Genomic DNA, 21926 nt, shown 5'->3' on the forward strand with positions numbered 1-21926 from the left:
GATCGAGGAGGTGAGCCATGACCGCAGTGCACTCTGGCCGTCGCCTACGGGTGGACCTACCGCCGCGTCCACTCACTCTTGACGACGTGGCCGAGCTGGCCGCCGCCGACGAGTCCGGACACCGCTACGAACTCGTTGACGGTACCCTCCTCGTCGTGCCTCCGGCGGATTTCGACCACGCGGAGACGATCACCCGCCTGACGGTTTGGTTTGTTACCAACGGCTATGGGACTCACCAGGTCCTCGCAACGCCGGGCATCCAGATCACCGAGCGCACATCGGGACGGGTCCCAGACCTGATCATTCTGCGGCGCCGCAGGGACGGACGCACAGTCTGGGCCGATCCCGCTGACGTCGCCTTGGTGGTCGAAGTGGTCTCCCCCGGGTCAGAGCGCGTCGATCGCGAGGCCAAGCCCGGCGAATACGCTCGGGCTGGAATCACGCAGTTCTGGCGGATCGAGCGAGGCGACAACGCCGAGGCGACGGTCCACCAATTCCGCCTGGGTAACGATCTGCGAGGCGAGCCGACGTACCTCGGTCACCGGGCTGTCCTGCTTGAGGACCTGCTCGCGAGCAAGCCGCCCGAGCTGCTGTGACGCGAGGCCATCGGGCCGGAGGAGGTGAGTCGTGACGACCGTTCATCCGAAGAGGCGGCTGCGTGTCGACCTGCCAGTCTACGAACTCACGCTCGACGACGTGGCGGAGCTGGCCGCGGCGGACGAGCACGGACACCGCTACGAACTGATTGACGGTAACCTCCTCATCATGGCCCCGGCCGACGCTGACCATATGAGCGTCATCGCCGACCTGGTGACTTGGTTTCGTACAAATGGCTTCGCCAGAGGCCTCGTGCTTCCGACACCCGGTATTCGCATCAAAGGACGGTCGTCTGGCCGCAATCCGGATCTGATGGTGCTGCGCCGGCCTGTCCCCGGGGGCACCGTCTGGATCGAGCCGGAGGACGCGCTTCTCGTGGTCGAGGTCGTCTCGCCCAGCACCCGGAGTGAGGACCGGATGCGGAAGCCGGCCGAATATGCCGGTGCCGGGATCCGGCACTACTGGCGGGTCGAGCGCGACGACGGGCCGGCGACGGTGCACTTGTTCGCGCTCGGGATCGACGAGCATGGTGAGCGGCGTTACATCGGGCACGAGGCGGTGCTGCTCGATCGCCTGCTCGAAGGGGCGCCGCCCGCGCTCGCGTAACGCGTGTGAAATCTTCCACTAAGACCTGACGTGTCCGGTAGACGCGGTGGGACAGTTTCCCTAGTGACCCGGGGACCGCGAGCGCGGCCTCGAGGCGAGAGGAGACGACGATGTCAGAGCCGACCCTGTACGGCGGCCCAGCCACCCGGCGGGTACGCACGCGGGACCTGATCGCCGCGAAGCAGCGCGGCGAGCGGTGGCCGATGCTCACCTCTTACGACCAGTACACCGCTGCCATCTTCGACGAGGCCGGCATCCCGGTGCTCCTCGTCGGCGACTCCGCGGCCAACAACGTGTTCGGGTACGAGACCACCGTCCCGATCACGGTCGACGACCTGCTCCCCCTGGTCCGCGCGGTGGTGCGCGCGACCAAGCGCACGCTTGTCGTTGCCGACATGCCGTTCGGCTCGTACGAGGAGGGCCCGACCCAGGCCCTGCGCACCGCCGTCCGGTTCATGAAGGAGGGCGGCGCCCACGCCGTCAAGCTTGAAGGCGGCCGTCGCGTGGCCGACCAGATCGCCGCGATCACCAACGCCGGCATCCCGGTGATGGCGCACATCGGCTTCACGCCCCAGAGCGAGCACGCGATCGGCGGCTACCGCGTCCAGGGCCGTGGCGATGCCGCCGAAGACGTGGTGGCCGATGCCCACGCGGTGGCGGAGGCGGGCGCGTTCGCGGTGGTGCTGGAGATGGTGACCAGCGAGGTCGGCAAGCACATCACCCACGACCTCGCCATCCCCACGATCGGTATCGGCGCCGGGCCGGACACCGACGCCCAGGTGATGGTCTGGCAGGACATGGCCGGGCTCCGCTCCGGCCAGACTCCTCGCTTCGTCAAGCGCTACGCCGACCTGGCCGGCGCCCTCACCGACGCCACCAAGCGCTTCGCCGACGAGGTCCGGGGCGGCGACTTCCCCGGCCCCGAGCACGCCTACCACTAGCCACTTTCGGCCCCGCCGAAGCCCGCGCGCAGTTGGGACTCCAACAGCGCGCGGGCTTCCGCCAACGACGGGCCGTACCAGGTCAGGTGCCGGCCTGAGACGAGGGCGCACGGCACGCCGGGGAAGGACTCGGGGCCGTCGTCGGCCGTGAAGGCGTACGGCTCGTCGGGGAGTACGACAAGGTCGGGGGCGCGAGCGACGATCTCGGCGAGCGGCGGGCGGGGATAGCGGTCGGGCGCGTCGTCGTACAGGTTGTGCACGCCCAAGCGGCGCAGCACGTCGCCGGCGAAGGTACCGCCGCCGATCACCACCCACGGGCGGCGCCAGACCGGGATGACGGCCCGCCGCGGTACCGCTGGCGGCGGCGGTGCCCAGGACGCGCGGGCCTCGGCGAGCCAGGGCGGATCGCCATCACCCAGAACGGCCAGCAGCCGCGCCAGGGACGTGAACGCCTCGTCCAGCGTGCGCGGGTACGTCACCCACACCGGCACGCCGGCGCCGCGGAGCGCCTCGACGTCCTCGCGGCGGTTCTCCTCCGCATTCGCGACGACAAGGTCGGGCGCCAGCGCGAGGATGCGCTCCACCGACGGGTACTTGGAGCCGCCGACCCTCGGGACGTCAAGTCCGGGCGGGTGGGTGCAGTAGTCGGTGGCGCCGGCGAGCAGGCCGGGTGTGGTCACCGCGACCGCCTCGGTCAGCGACGGCACAAGCGAGACCACGCGGTCCGGCGGGCGCGGCAGGTGTACCGCCGCGCCCAGGTCGTCGTTCATCCCGCGCGGGTGAAGAGGATGCGCCGCTGCTGCGGGTCGGCCGTCACCAGGCGGACCCGGACGCGCTCGCCGAGCGGGAGGTCGCCCTCGCAGCGGGCGCGCACCGGTGGCTCGTCCAGCGCGATCATGCCGCCCGGCACGCGCTTCGGGCGGTCGTCGAGGTCGAGCACCGCGGCGTCGAACTCCTCGCCGACCCGGCCGGAGAGCAGCACCGCCTCGGTGAGGTCGACCGCGGCGCGCTCGGCGGTGCCGGCGACGCGGTCGGTGCTGGCCATCACCTCCGGCAGCTTCGGCAGTGCGGCGCCGGCCCAGTCGGGCAGAGGCGCGTCGGCGAAGAGCGCGAGGCACACCTCGGTGGCGTACCGGTCGGCCAGGCGCCGCAGCGGGGCGGTCACGTGGGCGTACGGCGCCGCCACCGCACCGTGGCCCGGGTCGTCCGGCACCTTGCCGTCGAACGCTGTGTACCCAGCGCCGCGCATCAGCTCGGCCGCGTGGTCGAGGAACGCGGCGGCGGGCGGCGAGGCCGGGTCGACGCCGGCCACCACGCGCCCCACCGGCGCGCCGTCCGGCCACTCCACGCCGAGCGCACCGGCGGCCGCGCGGAGCTTCGCGATCGCCTGCTCGCGCGGCGCGGGCATCGTACGCAGCAGGCCGATGCCGCCGTCGAGCATCACGCGCGCGGCGGTCATGCCGGTGAGCAGCGAGATCTGCGCGTTGTACTCCTCGACGGGGTACGGCGCGCGGAGCACCAGCCGCCACCCCGTACCGTCCGGCTCGATGTCCTGCTCGGGCAGCGGGAGGCTGATCGCGCCGCGCTCGAAGCCACGCTCGGCGAGCAGCTTGCCGAGCTCGGGCAACGCGGCGATCGGCTCGGGCAGCCGCCCAGCGTCGGCGTCGGCCTGCACGCCCGCGTAGTTGAGCTTGGCCCGGCTGCGCACGCGGGCCCGTTCGAGCCGTACCGACGTGGTGTCGCCGGAAGAGTCGAGGTCGATGGTCCACACGACCGCGGCCCGCTCCTGGTCGGGCAGGAGGCTCACCGCGCCCTCGCTCAGCGCGACGGGGTGCAGCGGCACCTTGCTGTCCGGGAGGTAGACGGTCTGCCCGCGGCGCCAGGTCTCGGCGTCGAGCTCCCCGCCGGGCCGCACGTACGTGGCGACGTCGGCGATCGCGTAGTGCACCCGGTAGCCGCCGTCGCGGCGCCCGATCCACATGGCCTGATCGAGGTCGCGTGAGGTGGGCGGGTCGATCGTGACGAACGGGATGTCGGTGCGGTCGGCGGATGGCAGGGCGGTACGGGACGCCGCCTCGTCGGCCTCGCGCTGCGCCGCGGGCGGGAACACCTCAGGGAGGTCCAGCTCGCGGCGCAGCTCGCCGAAGTCGATGCGGGGTGCGACGACGCGTCGGATAACCACGCGATCATTCTTACCGTTGCGATCCTCGCCCGGCATGGCTGGGCGTCGGACCGTCACACCCCACCCGTACTAACGCGTGGTGCGAGTAGTCGTCTTACGCGCGGTGGTCTTACGCGCGGGCGCCTTCTTGGCCGCCGTAGTGGTGCTCTTGGCCGCCGTCTTCTTGGCGGCTGTCTTCTTGGCCGGAGTCGCCTTTGCCGTCGTCGTCTTCTTCGCGGCGGTCTTGCGCGCGGTGGTGGTCTTCGCCGCCGTGGTCTTACGCGCGGTCGTCGACTTCGCGGCGGCTGTCTTCTTGGCGGTCGTGGACTTGGCGGGAGAGGTCTTCGCCGCCGCCGTCTTCTTCGCCGCCGCCTTGCGCGCGGTGGTGCTCTTGGTGGCGGTAGCCTTCTTCGCGGGCGCCTTCTTCGCAGCGGTTCTCGTCGCCGGCGCGGTCTTCTTGGCCGTGGCCTTCTTAGCCGTCGTCGTCTTCTTGGCGGCGGCCGTCTTGCGCGCGGTCGTCGTCTTCGCCGCGGGAGCCTTCTTCGCCGCGGTAGTGGTCTTCTTGGCGGGAGCCTTCTTCGCCGTCGCCTTGCTCGTGACGGTCTTGCGCGCGGCCGGCGTCGCCGTGGTCGCCGGCACCGTGACCTTGACCTCGTCAGTCGCGGGCGTCGCCTCGGGCGTCACCGTGCTGTCCTTGGCAGCCGCGCGCTTCGCGGCCGTTTTGCTGGTGGCCTTCTTCGCTACGGCCATCTCTTTCTCCTCCTTGCGTTGCGATCCTCGCCCGGCTGGACGGCCGTGCGCAGCGGATCGCGCCGATTACTTGTCTTCCCCCGACCAGCGGGCGTCTTCCTCGTCCCACTTCTCATTGCGCTCACGCACCTGCTCGAGCGCATGCTCCGCTTCTTCTGCGGATGGGTACGGACCGAGCGTGTACTTAGCTGGGCACGAGTTGGACTCGTCCTCGACGCGGTGGTGGCGCACGCACCAGTAGTACCTTGCGCCACTTCCGCTGTTAGTCATGGGATCACTGTGCACCGCAAACGGAACAAGCGCCACCTTTTCCGCAGAAAAATCGGATGCGCCTCCACAATAGACCAGCCCGGCTGACAACGGTACACGGCTCGCCACACGGCACGCTTCGGAGAGAAAGCCTTATTCGATAAGGGATTTATTCGTGTAAGCGCAAGGACCTACCCGCCGCACCGACCGTGACCGCGTCCCAAAAAAATTCTTGCACAGGACGCCCGCGTGGCGTACGCAGTCTCCACTGTGGCCCCCCATCCCGGGTGAGGCGCGAGTGCGTCAGGCGCGACGGACGAGTCAGCCTGTACGCCGGATTCTGTCCCGGCGACACGTGTCGCCGGTGGCGGCCATCCATCTCCGCCTACCGTTGCCGGCAGGCTCCAGCGGCCTACCCGCAGGCATCGGGCGGGCCGCCCTCAATCGCCTGCGCGAGCCGCCGCCTCTCAGTGGCGACTCTTCTTGGCCTTGCTCCAGGTGGGGTTTACCGAGCCGCTCCGGTCACCCGGAACGCTGGTGGGCTCTTACCCCACCGTTTCACCCTTACCGCGCCGAAGCACGGCGGTTTGTTTTCTGTGGCACTGTCCCGCGGGTCACCCCGGGTTGCCGTTAGCAACCACCCTGCCCTGTGGAGTCCGGACGTTCCTCGGCAGCTCCGTGCTGGGCACGAAGCTGACGCGACCGCCCGGCCGACTCGTCCGTCGCGCTGTCAATCGTACTAGCCTCGGCGGCGATGGATCTTCCAGGAATGGCACTGCTCGCCGCAGCCGGGCTCGGCGCGGGAACGGTCAACGCGATCGCCGGGGGCGGCTCGCTCATCACCTTTCCCGCGCTCATCGCGGCTGGGCTCGCACCCGTGCCGGCCAACGTCACGAACTCGCTGGCGGTCAGCCCGGGCTACGTCGGGAGCGTGGTGGGCAGCCGCGCCGACCTGCCGCGCGAACGCGTACGGGCACTCGTGCCCATCGCCGTGGTCGGTGGCTTCGCGGGCTGCGTGCTGCTGCTCGCCACGCCGCAGCGCGCGTTCGAGGTCGTGGTGCCGTTCCTCGTGCTCGGTGCGGCGGGCGTGCTCGCCTTCCAGGACCGCCTCCGGCGCCTCGTGGGTCACCCGCGTCACATGCCACCGCGCCGTAACAGGGCCGCGCTGTACGGGTTGACCGCCGCCGGTGGGGTTTACGGCGGGTACTTCGGCGCCGCGCTCGGTGTGATGCTCGTCGCCGGGCTGGCGCTGCTCCTCGATGAGCGGCTCGCCCGGATCAACGCGCTCAAGAACGTGCTCTCGGCGGTCATCGGCGCGGCCACGGTCGTCGCGTACGCCGCCTTCGGCCCGGTCGAGTGGGTGGGCGTCGCGGTCATCGCGCCGACCACGCTGCTCGGCGGGTACGTCGGCGCGCACCTCGCCCGCCGGCTGCCGAGCGTGGTGCTGAAGGCGGTCATCGTGACCGCCGGCACAGTGGTGGGCCTGGTGCTGCTGTGGCGGGCGTTCAGCTGAGATGCGCGGTCTCGTTCACCATCCGGACCGCGACGCCGCCGTCCGCCCACATGTCCACGATGGACAGGCCGGCTGGGTCGAGGTAGAGCCGGTGCAGGAACGCGTCGCCCGCGGCGAGCGCGTCGCGCAGCAGGATCTTCAGCGGTGACACGTGTGAGACAACGACGAGCGTGCTCTCCGGGTACGTCTTGTGCAGCGTCGCCACCACGCGACGGACCCGGGTCGCCACCGCGCGGAACGACTCGCCGCCCGGCGGTGCCTCCTCAGTGGACCCCAGCCAGGCGTCCATCTCGTCGGGCCACTCGGCGCGTACCTCGGTGAAGGTCTTGCCCTCCCACGCGCCGAAGTCACACTCGACGAGATCCGGCTCCACTGTCACAGGCACCCCACCGCCCAGCGTGGCGGCGATGACCTCAGCGGTACCCGTACACCGAGACAGCGGGGAGCTGACGACGGCGGCGACGGAGGGCGCGAGTGCCTTCACCCGCGCGGCGGTCGCCCGCGCCTGCGCCAGCCCCACGTCGGAGAGCGGCACGTCACCCCGGCCGGAGTAGCGGCGCTGTGCGGTGAGCTCGGTCGCGCCGTGGCGGACGAGCAGCAGGCGCGTGGGGGTCGCGACTGGCGGCTCCCAGGAGGGCCGGACGGCACCGGCGGCAGGCGCCGCGCGTCGCTCCTTCCCCGCCCCTTCGGCCCCGCCACGCCCGGCCTTGCTGACGCCGGCCGCCTCGTCCATCGCTTTGTTGGCGAGCGCGTCGGCGTGCTTGTTCCGCTCGCGCGGTATCCACACGAAGGTGACCAGGTCGAAGCGGCGCACGAGCGTGGCCGCCTGGGCGGCCAGCGGGCGCAGGCCCGGGTTTTTGATCTGCCAGCGGCCGGACATCTGCTCCACGACAAGCTTGGAGTCCATCCGCACCTCGACCTCGGCCGCGCCGAGGTCGGCGGCGGCGCGCAGCCCGGCGAGCAGCCCTGAGTACTCGGCGACGTTGTTGGTCGCGATGCCCAGCGCTTCACCGCGCTCGGCGAGCACCTCACCGGAGTTGGCATCGCGCACGACCGCGCCGTAGCCGGCCGGCCCGGGATTGCCCCGCGCTCCCCCGTCCGCTTCGACGACGACCCGCAACGGCGTCATAGGCCGGACTCCGCCGTGCGGACCATGATGCGGCGGCACTCCTCGCAGCGCACCACCTCATCCGGCGGCGCCGCCTTGATCCGGGCCCGCTCGCCGCCGGACAGCTCCAGCCGGCACCCGCCGCAGCGGCCGCCCTTGAGCAGCGCGGCGGCGAGTCCGCCGGATACCTCGCGAATCCGGTCGTAGAGCGTGATCAGGTCGGCGGGCAGGTCCGCGACGAGGGGCTGCCGCGCGGAGGTACGAAACTCCTCCTCCTTGGCGATCTCGGCGAGCGCCTGCTCGCGCCGCACCTCGGCCGCCTCGCGCGCCTCCCGGCCGGCGGTCTGCTGGCCGAGCAGCTCGTCGAGCGAGCCCTGCGCGGTCTCCCGCTGCTCCATCAGCTCCAGCTCGGCGTCCTCCAGCTCGCTCTGCCGCCGGGACAGCGATACGAGCTCGTGCTGGAGCGCCTCCAGCTCGCGCGCCGGGCCGCGCCCGGTGTCGAGCCGCGCCTGGTCCTTGTCCTTGCGTCCGCGCACCTGCTCCACGTCGCGCTCGATGCGCGCGATGTCGCGGTCGATGTCGTCCACGGCGACCTGGGCCCGCACGCGCCCGTCCTCCAGCCCGGAGAGCTGCCGGGCAAGGGTCTCCAGCTCGGCCAGCTCCGGCAGCGTACGGCGCTTGTGGGCCAGCTGGGCCAGCGCGGTGTCGATCGCCTGGAGGTCGAGCAGGCGTCGCTGTGCTTCCGGGTCTGCCTTCACGGGCGGGGCTCCTTCAACGAGTCGTGCACGGTCCACGGGTCGGTGTCGAGGTCGGAGACGACCGCCTCGACACCGCAGGCGGCGCGCAGATGGGCCGCGAGGTCGTCCAGCCACGGACGCTCGGTCGCCCAGTGCGCGGCGTCGAGCAGTGCCGGACCGCCACCGGCGATGTGCTCGCTGACCGGGTGGTGGCGCAGGTCTGCGGTGAGGTACGCGTCGACGCCCGCGGCGGTCGCGTCGGGGAGGAACGGGTCGCCCGCACCGCCGCACACCGCCACGGTCGAAATCGTGCGATCGGGTCGCCCCGCTGCCCGTACCCCCCAAGCGGTGGTGGGAAGGGTGACGGCCGCGTGGTGGGTGAGCTCGGCGAGCGTCATGGGCTCCGGGAGGCGGCCGATGCGGCCGGTGCCGCGGCCGGCGGCGTCGCCCTCGACCGGGCGAAGCGGCCGCAGGTCGCGCAGGCCCAGCCGGGCGGCGAGCGCGTCGGAGACGCCCGGGTTGGCGACGTCGGCGTTGGTGTGCGCGACGAAGAGGGCGATGTCGGCCTTGATGAGCTGGTGGACGATCCGTCCTTTGTACGTCGTCGGCGCAACGGACGACACCCCACGCAGCAGCAGCGGGTGGTGCGCCACGATCAGGTCCGCGCCCACCTCGCGCGCCTGCGCGACAGTTTCGGGCACGCAGTCGACGACACACAGCACCCGGCGCACGGGAGCTTCAGGCTCGCCGAGCACCAGCCCAACCCGGTCCCACGACTCCGCCCAGGACGGCGGGTACCGCCGGTCGAGGATCGCCACCACGTCGGCGACGGTGGGTTCGACAGTCGTGTCGGGTGCTCTCACGGCGGCGAGGCTACCAGCGCGGGCAGCCGCTTCTCATGGTCCTCTCACACAGAGTGGGCCAGCGTGTCCCCATGATGGAAAACCTCCAGACCGGGCGCACCCGATGGGGTGACGACGCCACGCCGGCCGCCATGCGGCTGCTCGTCGTCGAGGACGACCCGACGCGCGGAGCTTGAGCTCGGCGTCGCGGAAGAGGACCCGCGGGCCGCGCGGCGCGCCCTGACCGCCGCGCTGGTGGAGGCGGACCGACTCGGCCGGCTCGCCACCGACCTGCTGGTCATCGCACGGTCCCGGGCCGGTGCGCTGGAGCTGGACCGGGCACCCACCGACGCCACGAGCGTGGTCCGCGAGGCGGCCGCGCGCACGGCGGCACCGCCACCGCCAGCAACGACTCCGCCCTCGGCGGCGCCCGCGTCCGCGTCCGCTTCGCCTAGCCGATCTGCCACGAGGCGCGGTCGCGATTCCCGAGACAGACCTGAGCTACCGCGACGTCCGCGGTGGTCCAGACCGCCGCTCCCGCAGCCTCACCCTCCGCGTCTCACAACCACAACGCACCTACGGGCATCCGCGCCACGCCGGGGGCGGGCCACCCCGGCGCGCCTCCGGAGCTGGGCGCACCGATGCGCCCAGCCCAACCACCCTGAGGGCCGCCACCCGGCGGTGGCCCCCGAAACGGCCCACTTACGGACACGGACCAGGCTTGGCTGGGTAAGCGGCCGCCCAGGCCCGATTCCCAGGCCCGCCCGCGTCGCGGGCGGCCCCGAAGGCGTGCGCGTCGCGGGCGGCCGCCGGGCCGTAGCCTCACCGCCGGCCATTGCCGGGCGCGGGTTTGGTTGTGAACCGCGGAGGGTGAGGCCGCGGGAGCAGCGCATGGATCACGACGGACACCGCGGTAGCTCAATCTCCCTGCGTTGCGGGCAGCGCGGAAGTCGGGCTTAGATCGCGGGCTGACGCGCCGGGGCGACCACGGCCCGCCCTGGTCCACGAGCCGGTCAGCGCAGAGTGTCGCCGGTCCCAGGCCGGTCGGGGCGGGCGCATCGGTGCGCCCAGCTCCAGAGGCCACCAGGGCGGCAGTCCGCCGCTCGCTCTGATGCCCACAGGGATGGGTGGGGTTTGGTTGTGAACGGCGGAGGGTGAGGCCGCGGGAGCAGCGGTCTGGACCACAACGGGCGCCGCGGTAGCTCGAATCTCTCTTAGAATTTATGTTCTGGTCAGGGGGTGCCGGGTGAGTCGGCGTCGACGCGGCTGTGCAGGGCCTCCAGCGCCTGGCCCCACGGGAACGTGTCGCGGTGTTGCTCGCCCGTGCCCGGCGGATGCAGTGGGAAGTCGTCGCCGAAGAGCACGGTGATGCCCCAGCCGCGCAGCCGGTCAAGGCTCTCCCGGAACGCCGGATGCGCGCCCATCACCTCGTTGGTGTACGGCATCGCGACGATCGGCAGCCCCTTGCACTGCCCCTCCACCACGAGCCCGAGCGCGAGCGTGTCGGCGATGCCGCAGGCCCACTTGTTGACCGTGTTGACGGTCGCGGGCGCCACGATGATGGCGTCCGGGGAGGGCAGCACGTCCGGGTCGCCTGGGTTTTTGTAGAGCGTGCGGACTGGGTGGCCGGTCAGCACGGAGAGCGCGGGCACGTCGACGAACTTCCGGCCGTCGGGCGTGACCACCACGCACACGTCCCATCCCGCGCGCTGGGCAAGGGTCACCAGCTGCCCCACGTCCCCGGCGGCCGGTGACCCACACGCGATGACATAGAGAACGCCGCGGTTCACCCGCTGTCACCCTTTGTCCGGACGCTCAGCGCCGGCCCGGGCCGGGGCCTCGTGCCCCGCTCGCTCACGCTGTCATACCCCAACCCCCATGTGCTCGGCGAGCTCCGCGACCGGGGTCGGCGGCGCCCCCTTGGTACGGCGCAGCACGTCCGAAAGCACCTCGTGTGCGATCGGTCGGCAGCGGATCTCCGAGGGGGCGAGGCGGTCGCCCTCCAGGAGCATCTCGCTGGCCCGCTCGACGTCGCCGATCTGGGTGTACCCGCGGGCGATGTCGATGAAGTGGTGCGCGCGCCGCTCGGGCAGCAGCGCCGCGAACGCGTCTCCGTCGATCTGCTCGTGGGTGTCGACCGCGACCCGCCCCTCGCCCAGCTCGACCGCGGCGGCGGCGCGGTGCAGCAGCACGTTCGTGGGGCCGAACGAGGTCCAGAAGTGGTTCTGGTCGCTACCCAGCTCACGGGCGGCGCCTTCGGCGGCGGTGAAGAGGTCGCGGACGGTCGCGGTGTCGCCGATCCGCGCCGCGGCCATCGCGCCGTTGAGCAGCAACATGCCGTACACCGAGAGCCGCTCGGGGGAGGCGTCGTTGCCCTCGCCGGGTGCGATCCGGTTGGCGATGTTGACGTTGACTTCGAGCGCGGGGCGGGCGCGGCCAAGGGCGAGCAGTGCGCTGCCGACCCGGTAGCTGGCGATGGCGGCGAGCAGCTGGTCACCGGACCGTTGGGAGACCGCGATCGAGCGGTCGGCGGCTAGCCAGCACAGCTCGTGCTCGCCCACCTTGCGGAGCGTGGACGAGGCGATCTGGTAGATCTGCCCCAGCAGGTGGGCGGCCTCGGCGGACTGCTCGCCGTTCGCGTACGCCGTGTCGGCGGCCTGACCGTCGCGCAGCAGCTTGGGTAGCGCGCGGGCCAGTACCCCGTACTTGGCGTGCTGGTAGGTCAGCCAGGCGTGGCTTACCGCCTTACGCATCTCGGCCAGCGGCAACGCCTGCACGGGGGCGACGAAGAAAGCGCTGATCTGGTCGTAGCGTTCCAGGGCGGCGCGGATCTCCTCCACCTCGACCTGGTCGATGCAGTTGACGCTGTCGGCCCGCCGCTCCGGCTCCTTACCGAGCAGGAGCTGTACGTCGACCTGGAGGACGTCCGCTATCTCGTAGACGACGGAGAACTTGTCGAGCCGGCGCACGCCCCGCTCGACCTTGTCCACCCAGCTCTTCGACTTGCCCAGCCGGTCGGCGAAGACCTGCTGCGACATCTTGCGGCGCCCGCGCCAGTATGCGACGCGGCGCCCGATGGGCAGCTCATCCACGTCGTACCTCCCCTTCCCTCGCCGGCGACCGGGCCGGTTGGGCGGTGCGGTCCGTTTCGTCACTCATTCGGACCTGGGTCGAGCCCCGGATGGGTGATGGCATGGCGTATCTTGGCCGCATTCCCGGCCGCCATAGATCCGCCAGATGGCCTAGGCGTTGAAGAGTTTCATGGGCGCGTAACGGCGCTGCGGGAAGACCTTGGCGACCTGGGCGTCGGTGAGGCCGAACTGGGTTTGCGTCACCGAGCCGTACACGTCGAAGAGGTTGTTGAACTCCGGAACGTCGCCGCTGTCCAGCTTGCCCAGCCCGTCCCAGCGGCCCAGCAGCGAGCTGCCCAGCTTGCGGCCGGACAGCAACATCACCAGTCCGCCGTGGCCGTGCTCGCTGCCCGTACCGCTCTCCGCCACCCGGCGGCCGAACTCGCTGGACACCAGCACGGTGACGTCGGCGGCCGCCGGCCCCAGGTCGGTGAAGAACGCGGCCATCCCCCGCGCCAGCTCGCTCAGCCGCACGTGCAGGTACCCGCCGTCCTGGCTGCCCTGGTCTTCGTGCGTGTCCCAGCCGCCCATCGCGATCGCGGCGACCCGTACGTTGGCGCCGCCCTTGATCAGCTGGGCGACCTGGCGGAACGCGAGCCCGACTCCGTCGTACTCGACGCCGTCGGCCGGCGCGTACGCCATGCCCTGCACCGCGCGGACCGCGCCCAGCGTGGCGCCGACCGCGTCCTGCACCGGGTGGTTGATGTCCTTGTAGAGCGCGCCGATCGCGGCGAGCGTCGGGTCCTTGAAGCGCGCCTCGCCGTTCAGTGCCAGACCGTCCACAGTGCTCAGTGACAGCGCGCCGTTGGTACCGACCAGCGAGCGTGGGAGCGTGCCGCCGACACCGACGCCGCGGAAGGCGGTACCCGGACCGAGCTGGTCGACGAGGCGGTCCAGCCAGCCCCGCCCGCCAGCCTCGCGCGGCAGCCCGCCGAGGTCGCACATGTCGACCGCCTGGAAGTGGCTGCGCGACAGGCGCGGGTCGGAGACGCCCGGTATGAAGCCGAGCTGGCCGTCCTTCAGGTACCGCTCGAGTGGCGTGAACGCGCTGCTGAGCCGGAACGAACGGTCGACCGCCAGCGCGGTGCGCTCGGTCATCAGCAGGTTGGGGCGGACGTCCTCCAGCACCCGCTCGTCGGTTGGCGCGACCACGCTCAGCCCGTCGAGGCCGCCGTGCAGGAAGACGTGTACGAACGTGCCCTTGGCCGACGCCGCGTACGCCGCCCGCCCGGGGAGCATCTGGCTCGTGGCGACCGCCGTGACGGTGGCCGCCGCTCCGGTGAGGAACGCGCGCCTGCTGAGCTCGGGGTGTCTCATGCGGTCACCTCAGCAGGTGTTGGGGGGAGGCGAGGATCACGCGGGCCACGGCCACGGCGGCGCCGTTGAGCGACGCGTCGACCGCCGCGCCGAACGCGACGCCGGCAACGGAGGTGATCGCGTCCACCTCGCGGCGAGACAGCGGCTGGTGGATCAGCCGCTGCGCGAGTGCGGCGACGTAGGCACCGGCTGTCTTCGGCGGCTTCGCACCGACAAGCTGCTCCGGCCGCTGGTACGTGAACATGGGTCGGCTCCCGGCGACCGCGTCGGCGGCCTCGTTCCAGAGGCCCACCATCGTGCTCGCCGACGACCACGCGACGAAGACGTCCGGGTAGCCGGTCGGGCCGGGCGCACCGGCCGGGTAGTGGCCCAGCTCCTGGAGCCGCGCCTGCAACTGCCGCATCCCCTCGGCGAACGGCGTGTGGGCCGGGCTGGCGGCCCGGAAGCTGGCCGGCGTCTGCGGCGAGACGCCGAGCGTGCGGTACGTCGCCACCACGTACTCCAGCGGGCGGCGCACCTTCTGCCCCACGGCGGCCCAGAACTCGGAGGAGCTGAGCAGCTCCAGCAGCAGCGGCTTCACCGCGCCGCGGTTGACCGTGAAGCTGCGCGCGAGCCGGTCCACGAGCGCCGGCGGCGGGGTGTCCGAGACGAACCGGATGGCCAGCCGGGTGGCGACGCGGCGGGCCGTCGACGGGTGGTTGGCCAGGTACCGGAAGTACTCCTCGCCGGCCTCCTCCCCACCCTCGGCGGTGATGTTGGGGTGGCTGAAGCCCATGATCTTCACAGCGCCGATGTAGTGCTTGTCGGCCCGGTACACGTACTGGTCGTCCCGGACCGCGCGCCCCGTCTGGAGCAGCGCGGCCTGTCGCACGTCCCGCTCGGTGTAACCGCCGTCGACACCGACCGAGTACAGCTCGAGGTTCTCCCGGGCCAGGTTGTCGGTCAGTTCGTCCTTTGTGGACGCCGACTGGTCGAGGTAGGTCAGCAGCGCCGGGTGGCGGTTGGCGGCGACGAGCATGTCCGGGTAGTTGTCGAGCGCGTACCGCCGGATCACGTCCCGGTCGAACGACGACCGCAGCACCGGCGAGCCCTCGTGGAACGCGGGCACGTGCAGGAAGTCGTTCCAGAAGTCGACCATCACCTCGAAGAGCTGGCGGTCCGACCAGATCTGGCGGGCGATCGTGGCCTGCACCATCTCCTCGTCGGCCCGGATGCCCTTTGCCTCCAAGCCTTCCCGGGCCGCGCGCAGGTCCGCGATGCTCATGCCCAGCGTGGTCAGGTCGCCGAGCTTCGCCTCCGCCGGCGTGAGCGGAATCCGCTCCGGGTCGAGCTGCTGCGTGATCCACTCGTCGATGCCGATCCGCGCGACGTCCGCCATCACCTTCTGCGTGGGACCGAAGGTGAGCCGGCTGGCAAGGTGCCGTACCGGATCGAACGCCAGCGCCGTCGGCACCGTCACCTTCGTCGCCTGCGCGGCGATCGCGGGGCTGGAGAAGCGCCGCCCGCCGGCCGGGATGTTGCCGCGCAACGCGTCGCCGGCCGCCGACGCCATGTACGACTCGTTCTGCTCGGTGTACGTGCGCACAGTGCTCGGCTGCTGCCCGCCCGGCCGGCCTGGGTTACCGTCACTGGCCGGGTCGGCCGCGGGGTCGTAGTCGGTGCGGCCCATCGCCCAGTCGACGACGTCCTGCCCGCTCGGCGTGGCGGCGAACGCGGTACCGCCGGTGAGCGCGGCGAGCCCGCTGATGCCGAGGATCGCCTTGCGCCGCCCCACCCCCGCACCGCGGCGCCGGCGCCGCTCCGTCGGTGCCTTCTCAGGCTCCGCGGCCGGCTCCGGCTCCGGTGGCTGGCGGGTCGGGTGCTCCGAGGCCCGATGCCGTGGTGGCGGCGGCACGTACGGCCGGTAGTGGTGCGAGTGCGGCTTTTGCTGCACCGCCGGCTCGGCGTGCTGCGCGTGGCGAGGCACACTCCGATCGACCATGCACCAGTCCCGATTCTCGCTGTCCCTCCCGGCCTATGCCTTCCGGCCGGAGAAGACCGATTACTCAGTGATACGGGACGGTAGTTAACGATCTGGGCTGGCTCAAGGCGAGGACCCCCGTTCGGGTACCGGCTTAAGCCCACGCTGCATCGCCTCGGGTTGTCGTGACGGCGGGATTCCCGGCGTGGAGCAGCGCAAACCGATCTCCCGGGCTACACGTTCGTTTATCCGCGGCGGATGACTACCTCAACGAGATTTAAGGCACCGCTAAGAGTGGCACTTCGTCCGACGCTTGGCTGAACCGTGCCCTGGGTAAGTGCGCGGTTATGCTCAGCAGCGACGAGCGGCGCCGGCTCGACGAGATGGCGCAACACCTTCGTACCACAGATCCAGACTTCGTCGCCCGCATGGGCGACGGCGCGGAGACCCGGCGGGGTCGCAAACGCTTGAGGATCATGATCGCGGCCTGCGCCCTGCTATGGGCCACGGTGCCGATCCTCGCGTTCATCGGCGGCTGGGTCGCGGCGATGGTTTCGGCTGTGGTACTCGCATTCGCCGGGATCCTGCTCCTGAAGGCTCGGCACTGGTAGAGGTGTCCTACGCGAAAGGCACGCGGCCTGCCGCGACGAGTGCGGCGGGCCGCTCCCGCAGGGAGCCGGTCCAGTCCGACACCGCACGCTCGGCGAAGGTGACTCCGGTGCGTACCACCTCGTCGAGCGGGTCGAGCAGACGCTCCGCGTCCGCCCGCTCCAAGCCGGCGACGGCACGCGCCCGCAAACCTTGGCGGGCAAGACCGAGCAGGGCCTCGGCGGTGCCGCCCACCGATCGGTCACCCACCATCGCGTCGAGCCCTTTGACCGCCACGTACTCCGACGCCTGCGCCAGGTCCGCGGCGGTGAGGCCGTCGAGCAACGCGAGCGCCGCCCGCCGCGCCGGTGCGTGGTAGGCCAACCCCACGCAGAACGCCGGTGCGGCCGCGAGTGCCTCCCACGGCGGCCCGTCGAACGCCCGCATCTCCAACGTGTGCCGCGCCCGCACCTGTGGCCACACCTGCGACAGGTGGCCACGCCAGTCGTCCAGCCCCGGTGCGGTGCCGTCGCCGAAGCCGTGCTCGACAAGCTCCCGGAACGGCCGCTCCGGCCCGGGCACGTAGCCGGTGCCCACCCGCCGGTAAATCATTGGGAGCGCGCTCCCCCACTCGACCACGTCGGCGAACGACAGATCCGGCCGCACCGCGAAACCGAGGACGCCGCACCGGCTCGGATCCACGTACCCCCACATCTGCATCCGCCGGGAGAGCACCCCGGTCGGCCGTCCCTCCTCGATCGGCGAGTTGACGAAGAGCGCCGCCGCGATAGGTGCCGCCTTCACCAGTAGTGCCAACTTTTCCCGGAAGTCCTCTGGCGACACATAGTCCACTGTGGTCTGTGTGGAGAGGGTCAGACCCATGACGTTCTCCGCGTACGCCGCAGCGGGCCCCAGCCCCTGGAAGTAGCGGCGCATGATGTCGATCCGTGGCTTCGGCGCCCATGGGATCCGCTCCCTCGGCGTGAAGGGCACAAGCCCGCCCGGCAACAACGCGAGCCCGGACCGCGCGGCGATCGAGGCGATCGCCCTCAGGTCGTGCCGGGTGGTCGCGACAAGATCGCTGAGCGACCGGAACGGAGGCGAGGAGTACTCGATCGCGCCGCCCAGCTCCAGCGACACCTGCGCGCCGTGGGCCAACTCCACGCCGACCAGCGCGCCCGCTTCGTTGATCGGCTCGGCGCCGAGCTCGTGCCGGACGCGCTCCAACAACGCCCGCGAGCCGCACTGCCCGTCATAGGGTGCGCTCTGCCCGAGGCGATCGTCGACGAGGCCGCACTCGACCTCGATCCCGATCCGCTCCTCCGCCGCCGGTGTGAACAGGCCCTCAAGCTCCACCATCGCCTCCCCACGCAGACGGTGACCACCTGTAACTACACGAACACACATCGATGGCGGAGGGCAAGGCTGTGTTTTTGATGTCCGTGCGGTTTTTGATGTCCGCGCGCGGCGCGCGTCAGGCGCCTGTCGCACCCGGGGTGGGGTGGTGAAGAAGTACTGGTCGCCGGCCGCCTGGTAGATGTTCGTGGCGTTGCGGGCGTTCATCACGACAGTGGCGCGCGCCTCTGCCGGTGGTGGCGGTGCGGCCGCCGGAGGGCCCTCGGGCTCGCGGGCCAGCCGCCGCGCGAGCGCGACGAGGTCGGCGCTCGGCCGGCTTCCGCTCACCTCCCACATCTGCTCGGCCGCCCGCGCGAGGAACGACGGGATAAGCGCCCGCTGGCCGCTGCCGGCCAGCCCACGGACGGCGAGCGCCATGCCCCGCTCGGTCGGCTCCTCCTCCACCAGCTCGGCGGCTCGAATCACCACCTCGCCGTACGCGCCCGCGCGCAACAGCAGATCCAGCATGTCGTACGCGGCTTTGAGTCGCTCCAGCCGCAGCCCGTGGCGCCGAAGCTCGGCCCATTGGCCGGTGACGTTGGCGAGGGCCTCGCCCCGCCAGAGCCGGAGAGCGCGCTCGAACGTCTCGACCGCGCGCGAATCGTCACCCTTCCGCGCGAACGCACGGGCGGTGGCGGCGAGATCGGTGAAACGCCGATGGTCGACAAGATCCGGGTCGGCATCGAGCCGGTAGCCGTCGAGCCGCCGATTCACTATCCATTCCCGGCCGCCACCGGCTTGCTCGATCATCCGGCGCGCGGCGCGTACATAGGTGGCGACCGTCTCCTCCGCCTTCGCCGGCGGATGCTCTCCCCAGACATGCGCGATGAATGTGCCCAGCGGCACGACACGTCCCGCGTTGAATGCCAACGTGGCGAGCACACAGCGCTCGGCCGCGCGATCCAGTGCGTACGTGACTCCGCCCGCCTCGATCTCGACATCGCCGAGCAGTCGGATGTCCATCGTCGAAGTGTGACACGCATATTTTTCCGCCTCGTTCACCTGCGCATTCGGTGACCGCGTCCGGAATCGTGTCCGGCTTCGCGCCCGGATTTCGTCCAGCTGGCCACCGCATCGTCTTGGCATGGCACTTATCCGCGCGACTCAGCGCACAGTCCTGGCGGTCGCGCACATGGCGACCGCCAGTCATGTGCTCGACGCCGTCGATCTCCTGGTGCCGGACCACCGGATCCACGTGGTCTGCACGTCGGCACCCGACACCTCGGCTGCGCGGGCGGACTTCGACCTCGTCATCACGGGTGGGTGCGGCGGCGCACGGCGTCACCGTGGCCCATGGCTGGCCATCACACCCGCCGTGATGGGCGACCTCAGCACACCCTGGTCGGCCTGGCACGACAGCCGGCGACCGGACGCGCTGGCGGTGCCGCACCAGGATCTCGTACACGTGCCGCAGACCAGGCCGACCGCGGCCGTGACCGGCGACCTGTGCCTGGATCGCCTGGTCCGGAGCCGCCCGCACCGCGCCGCGTACCGGCGGGCTCTGGGCGTGGCGGACGGCCGAGTCCTCGTCGCGGTCACCTCGACGCACGGCCCCGACTCTCTGCTGGGACGAGCGCCGGCCGCGCTGTTCGACGTGCTGGGCGCCCTGCCGAGGGACGAGTTCGCGGTGGTGCTGGGGCTACACCCGAGTGCCTGGTACGGGCACCTCAGCCGCCCGCTGCTCGCCTGGCTGGAGCGACGGCGGCGGGCCGGACTGCGAATCGTCGATCCGGCCACCTGGCGCGGACTCGTGTGCGCGGCCGACGTCGTCCTGGGCGACTACGGCGCGGCGACCGTCTACGCGGCTGCCGCCGGCGTGCCGGTACTCAGCGCGGTCCGGTTGCCGCCGGGAAGCGCACCCGACTCCCCCGCGATGGCGCTGTCGCTGGCAGCGCCGGTGGTGCGCCCGGAACGGCCGCTCATCGCGTACCTACGGGAGGCGGTCGAGGCATTCGACCCAGCACGGTACGAGTCGGTGGCGGCCGCGGTCACGTCGCGCCCGGGCCGGGCCGCCCAATCGCTGCGCGAACAGGTCTACCGGCTGCTGCGCCTGCCCGAGCCAGCGACCGACTGCGAGGCGTTACCGGTCGGACCGGCCATGGCCATCCCGGGTGAATCGCTCGCCAACGCCGCCTGAAGCCGGCACCGCGACGCTGCCTGACGGCCGCGTCGGGCGTCCGCCTCGTACCGGGTCCAGCGGCCGGGCCTGCTGGACCGTCGGCGCTTTCGCCTCTCGTCTCGTAGCCTGCGGGTGGCGATGTCCGGTGCCGGGCGGCGGCTTCGACGTCTCCCGTGACGGCGCCGCAAGGGCGCCGGATGGAGAGGAGCGCGGCGTGAAATACATGATCATGCTGATGGGATCGCAGCAGGACTACGACATGATCACCGGCAAGCAGGTGGGCGACGCGCCGGCCTGGACGCCGGAGGAGATCGGCGCCATGCACGAGTTCATGGGCAAGTGGAACGGGGAGCTCGTGGAGTCCGGCGAGTTCGTCGACGCGCGTGGCCTCACCGCTCCCGTGCTCGCGCGGCGCGTGCGCGTACAGGACGGCGTGCCGGTGGTGACCGACGGGCCGTACGCGGAGACGCAGGAGGTGCTCGCCGGCTACACGATCGTCGAGTGCGAGAGCTTCGACCGGGCCACCGAGATCGCGGCCAAGCTGGCGCAAACGCCGCACCCGGAGCACGCCCAGCCCCGCAACGAGTGGTACGTCGACATCCGCCCGATCGTGGACGGCTTCGACGAGTTGGAGCTCTGAGCCGCGCCGTGTCGGAGGCCGCGGTCGAGGATCTGCTGCGCACGCTCGCGCCGCAGGTCCTCGGCGCGGTCGTGCGGCGGTACGGGCACTTCGACACCGCCGAGGACGCGGTGCAGGAGGCGCTGCTCGCGGCGGCGCTCCAATGGCCGAAGGAGGGGGTGCCGGACAGCCCGCGCGGCTGGCTGGTCACCGTCGCCGCGCGGCGCCTCACCGACCTACTCCGCGCCGAGCAGGCCCGGCAGCGGCGCGAGGCCACGGTCGCCCAGCGGGTACTGCCCGAGCAGTGGCTGGCGCCCGCCGCGGACCGGCCCGCGTCCGACTCCGACGACACGTTGATCCTGCTGTTCATGTGCTGCCACCCGGCGCTCACGCCGGCCGGCCAGATCGCGCTGACGCTGCGCGCGGTGGGCGGCCTGACCACTGCGGAGATCGCGCGCGCCTTCCTGGTGCCCGAGGGCACGATGACCCGGCGGATCAGCCGGGCGAAGCAGAGCATCCAGCAGAGCGGCATTCCCTTCGGGATGCCGAGACCCGAGGACCGCACCGACCGCCTGGCCGCCGTCCTCCACGTCCTCTATCTGATCTTCAATGAGGGGTACGCGACAACGTCCGGCCCGGCCCTCCAGCGCGCCGAGCTCGCCACCGAGGCGATCCGGCTGGCCCGCATGGTGCACCGGCTGCTGCCCGACGACCCCGAGGTGGCCGGCCTCCTCGCACTCATGCTGCTGACCGACGCGCGGCGGCCGGCGCGAACCGGGCCGGACGGCGAGCTGGTCCCGATGGCGGAGCAGGACCGGACCCGGTGGAACGCGGCGAACGTCGCGGAGGGCGTCGCGCTGATCAGTGCCACGCTGCCAAAGGGGGCGCCCGGGCCGTACCAGATCCAGGCCGCGATCGCCGCGGTCCACGACGAGGCCCCGAGCGCGGAGGCCACGGACTGGCCGCAGATCCTGGCCCTGTACGAGGTGCTGATGAAGATGTCGGACAACCCTGTGGTCGCGCTCAACCACACCGTCGCGGTGGCCATGGCGCGCGGCGCGCCTGCCGGCCTCGACCTGCTCGAGCGGCTGGCGGCCGACGAGCGGATCGCCCGCGACCATCGGCTGCACGCGGTACGCGCGCACCTGCTGGAGATGGCCGGCGAGCGGGCGGCGGCGCACGCGACGTACGAGCTGGCGGCCGGCCGCACGACGAGCCTGCCGCAGCAGCGCTACCTGCGCGCCCGCGCCGCACGCCTGCACCCCTGAACGGCCGAGCGTCGGCCACCAGGAG

Annotated in this window: 20 protein-coding genes and 1 other RNA gene; 8 read left to right on the plus strand and 13 right to left on the minus strand. The window is 71.7% G+C overall.

From position 1 onward, the window contains the following. Nucleotides 1-86: 86 nt before the first annotated feature. From Pflav_RS25460 to panB, 3 genes are all read left to right on the plus strand, one after another. On the plus strand, nt 87-596 hold the full coding sequence (locus Pflav_RS25460) for a Uma2 family endonuclease (protein ID WP_232071901.1): 510 nt from the start codon (nt 87-89) through the stop codon (nt 594-596). A 31-nt stretch (nt 597-627) separates the two neighbouring features. Beyond that, nucleotides 628-1203 (plus strand): Uma2 family endonuclease, encoded by a 576-nt coding sequence (locus tag Pflav_RS25465; protein WP_197938741.1) that lies wholly within the window; start codon nt 628-630, stop codon nt 1201-1203. Nucleotides 1204-1313: 110 nt separating this feature from the next. Then, the gene (gene panB, locus Pflav_RS25470) at nt 1314-2144 is read left to right on the plus strand and encodes a 3-methyl-2-oxobutanoate hydroxymethyltransferase (protein ID WP_173038809.1); all 831 of its coding nucleotides are present in this window, start codon (nt 1314-1316) and stop codon (nt 2142-2144) included. Here panB and Pflav_RS25475 read toward each other — a convergent pair. The 5 genes from Pflav_RS25475 to rnpB form a co-directional block, all read right to left on the minus strand. Continuing rightward, a complete protein-coding gene (locus Pflav_RS25475) occupies nt 2141-2914 on the minus strand; it encodes a helical backbone metal receptor (protein WP_173038811.1) in 774 nt (257 codons plus the stop codon). The genes panB and Pflav_RS25475 overlap by 4 nt on opposite strands. Next, nucleotides 2911-4326 (minus strand): RNB domain-containing ribonuclease, encoded by a 1416-nt coding sequence (locus Pflav_RS25480; RefSeq protein ID WP_173038813.1) that lies wholly within the window; start codon nt 4324-4326, stop codon nt 2911-2913. The genes Pflav_RS25475 and Pflav_RS25480 overlap by 4 nt, the downstream gene beginning before the upstream one ends. 69 nt (nt 4327-4395) lie before the next feature. Next, on the minus strand, nt 4396-5055 hold the full coding sequence (locus Pflav_RS25485; protein ID WP_173038815.1) for a histone H1: 660 nt from the start codon (nt 5053-5055) through the stop codon (nt 4396-4398). A 66-nt stretch (nt 5056-5121) separates the two neighbouring features. Continuing rightward, nucleotides 5122-5325: a hypothetical protein gene (locus Pflav_RS25490; protein ID WP_173038817.1), complete on the minus strand. Its 204-nt coding sequence runs from the start codon at nt 5323-5325 to the stop codon at nt 5122-5124. A 292-nt stretch (nt 5326-5617) separates the two neighbouring features. After that, an RNA gene (gene rnpB, locus Pflav_RS25495) (RNase P RNA component class A) lies at nt 5618-6022 on the minus strand. Between the two features lie 36 nt (nt 6023-6058). Between rnpB and Pflav_RS25500 the strand changes: the two genes are divergently transcribed. Then, nucleotides 6059-6817, plus strand: coding sequence for a sulfite exporter TauE/SafE family protein (locus tag Pflav_RS25500; protein WP_173038819.1), 759 nt, complete (start codon nt 6059-6061; stop codon nt 6815-6817). Here Pflav_RS25500 and Pflav_RS25505 read toward each other — a convergent pair. From Pflav_RS25505 to Pflav_RS25535, 7 genes are all read right to left on the minus strand, one after another. Then, nucleotides 6810-7946 (minus strand): bifunctional RNase H/acid phosphatase, encoded by a 1137-nt coding sequence (locus Pflav_RS25505; RefSeq protein ID WP_173038821.1) that lies wholly within the window; start codon nt 7944-7946, stop codon nt 6810-6812. The genes Pflav_RS25500 and Pflav_RS25505 overlap by 8 nt on opposite strands. Then, nucleotides 7943-8683, minus strand: coding sequence for a zinc ribbon domain-containing protein (locus Pflav_RS25510; protein ID WP_173038823.1), 741 nt, complete (start codon nt 8681-8683; stop codon nt 7943-7945). Before Pflav_RS25510 ends, Pflav_RS25505 begins: the two co-directional genes overlap by 4 nt. Further along, a complete protein-coding gene (locus tag Pflav_RS25515; protein WP_173042632.1) occupies nt 8680-9483 on the minus strand; it encodes a Nif3-like dinuclear metal center hexameric protein in 804 nt (267 codons plus the stop codon). The genes Pflav_RS25510 and Pflav_RS25515 overlap by 4 nt, the downstream gene beginning before the upstream one ends. Nucleotides 9484-10736: 1253 nt before the next feature. After that, nucleotides 10737-11294 (minus strand): flavoprotein, encoded by a 558-nt coding sequence (locus tag Pflav_RS25520; RefSeq protein ID WP_173038825.1) that lies wholly within the window; start codon nt 11292-11294, stop codon nt 10737-10739. A 72-nt stretch (nt 11295-11366) separates the two neighbouring features. After that, on the minus strand, nt 11367-12596 hold the full coding sequence (locus Pflav_RS25525; RefSeq protein WP_173038827.1) for a helix-turn-helix domain-containing protein: 1230 nt from the start codon (nt 12594-12596) through the stop codon (nt 11367-11369). A gap of 150 nt (nt 12597-12746) precedes the next feature. Next, nucleotides 12747-13952 (minus strand): DUF1501 domain-containing protein, encoded by a 1206-nt coding sequence (locus Pflav_RS25530; protein WP_173038829.1) that lies wholly within the window; start codon nt 13950-13952, stop codon nt 12747-12749. 4 nt (nt 13953-13956) lie between these two features. Continuing rightward, nucleotides 13957-15933 carry a DUF1800 domain-containing protein gene (locus Pflav_RS25535; protein WP_173038831.1) on the minus strand — a complete coding sequence of 659 codons (1977 nt, stop codon included), beginning with the start codon at nt 15931-15933 and terminating at the stop codon, nt 13957-13959. A gap of 326 nt (nt 15934-16259) precedes the next feature. Between Pflav_RS25535 and Pflav_RS25540 the strand changes: the two genes are divergently transcribed. Continuing rightward, nucleotides 16260-16523: a DUF3040 domain-containing protein gene (locus tag Pflav_RS25540; RefSeq protein ID WP_173038833.1), complete on the plus strand. Its 264-nt coding sequence runs from the start codon at nt 16260-16262 to the stop codon at nt 16521-16523. 7 nt (nt 16524-16530) lie between these two features. Here Pflav_RS25540 and Pflav_RS25545 read toward each other — a convergent pair whose 3' ends face one another. Next, nucleotides 16531-18858: a glutamate-cysteine ligase family protein gene (locus tag Pflav_RS25545; protein WP_173038836.1), complete on the minus strand. Its 2328-nt coding sequence runs from the start codon at nt 18856-18858 to the stop codon at nt 16531-16533. Nucleotides 18859-18979: 121 nt separating this feature from the next. Between Pflav_RS25545 and Pflav_RS25550 the strand changes: the two genes are divergently transcribed. From Pflav_RS25550 to Pflav_RS25560, 3 genes are all read left to right on the plus strand, one after another. Further along, nucleotides 18980-20032 carry a hypothetical protein gene (locus Pflav_RS25550; protein ID WP_173038838.1) on the plus strand — a complete coding sequence of 351 codons (1053 nt, stop codon included), beginning with the start codon at nt 18980-18982 and terminating at the stop codon, nt 20030-20032. Between the two features lie 205 nt (nt 20033-20237). Then, nucleotides 20238-20654, plus strand: coding sequence for a YciI family protein (locus Pflav_RS25555; protein ID WP_232072735.1), 417 nt, complete (start codon nt 20238-20240; stop codon nt 20652-20654). An 8-nt stretch (nt 20655-20662) separates the two neighbouring features. Next, the gene (locus tag Pflav_RS25560) at nt 20663-21901 is read left to right on the plus strand and encodes an RNA polymerase sigma factor (RefSeq protein ID WP_173038842.1); all 1239 of its coding nucleotides are present in this window, start codon (nt 20663-20665) and stop codon (nt 21899-21901) included. Nucleotides 21902-21926 lie beyond the last annotated feature (25 nt).

The sequence above is a fragment of the Phytohabitans flavus genome (assembly GCF_011764545.1).
In the GTDB taxonomy this organism is placed as follows: domain Bacteria; phylum Actinomycetota; class Actinomycetes; order Mycobacteriales; family Micromonosporaceae; genus Phytohabitans; species Phytohabitans flavus.

Coding starts and splice junctions, on each gene's coding strand:
- panB (WP_173038809.1), top strand. CDS start 1,314: ATGTCAGAGCCGACCCTGTACGGCGGCCCAGCCACCCGGCGGGTACGC.
- Pflav_RS25550 (WP_173038838.1), top strand. CDS start 18,980: ATGGCACTTATCCGCGCGACTCAGCGCACAGTCCTGGCGGTCGCGCAC.
- Pflav_RS25530 (WP_173038829.1), bottom strand. CDS start 13,952: ATGAGACACCCCGAGCTCAGCAGGCGCGCGTTCCTCACCGGAGCGGCG.
- Pflav_RS25490 (WP_173038817.1), bottom strand. CDS start 5,325: ATGACTAACAGCGGAAGTGGCGCAAGGTACTACTGGTGCGTGCGCCAC.
- Pflav_RS25535 (WP_173038831.1), bottom strand. CDS start 15,933: ATGGTCGATCGGAGTGTGCCTCGCCACGCGCAGCACGCCGAGCCGGCG.
- Pflav_RS25500 (WP_173038819.1), top strand. CDS start 6,059: ATGGATCTTCCAGGAATGGCACTGCTCGCCGCAGCCGGGCTCGGCGCG.
- Pflav_RS25540 (WP_173038833.1), top strand. CDS start 16,260: ATGCTCAGCAGCGACGAGCGGCGCCGGCTCGACGAGATGGCGCAACAC.
- Pflav_RS25555 (WP_232072735.1), top strand. CDS start 20,238: ATGATCATGCTGATGGGATCGCAGCAGGACTACGACATGATCACCGGC.
- Pflav_RS25545 (WP_173038836.1), bottom strand. CDS start 18,858: ATGGACATCCGACTGCTCGGCGATGTCGAGATCGAGGCGGGCGGAGTC.
- Pflav_RS25475 (WP_173038811.1), bottom strand. CDS start 2,914: ATGAACGACGACCTGGGCGCGGCGGTACACCTGCCGCGCCCGCCGGAC.
- Pflav_RS25505 (WP_173038821.1), bottom strand. CDS start 7,946: ATGACGCCGTTGCGGGTCGTCGTCGAAGCGGACGGGGGAGCGCGGGGC.
- Pflav_RS25485 (WP_173038815.1), bottom strand. CDS start 5,055: ATGGCCGTAGCGAAGAAGGCCACCAGCAAAACGGCCGCGAAGCGCGCG.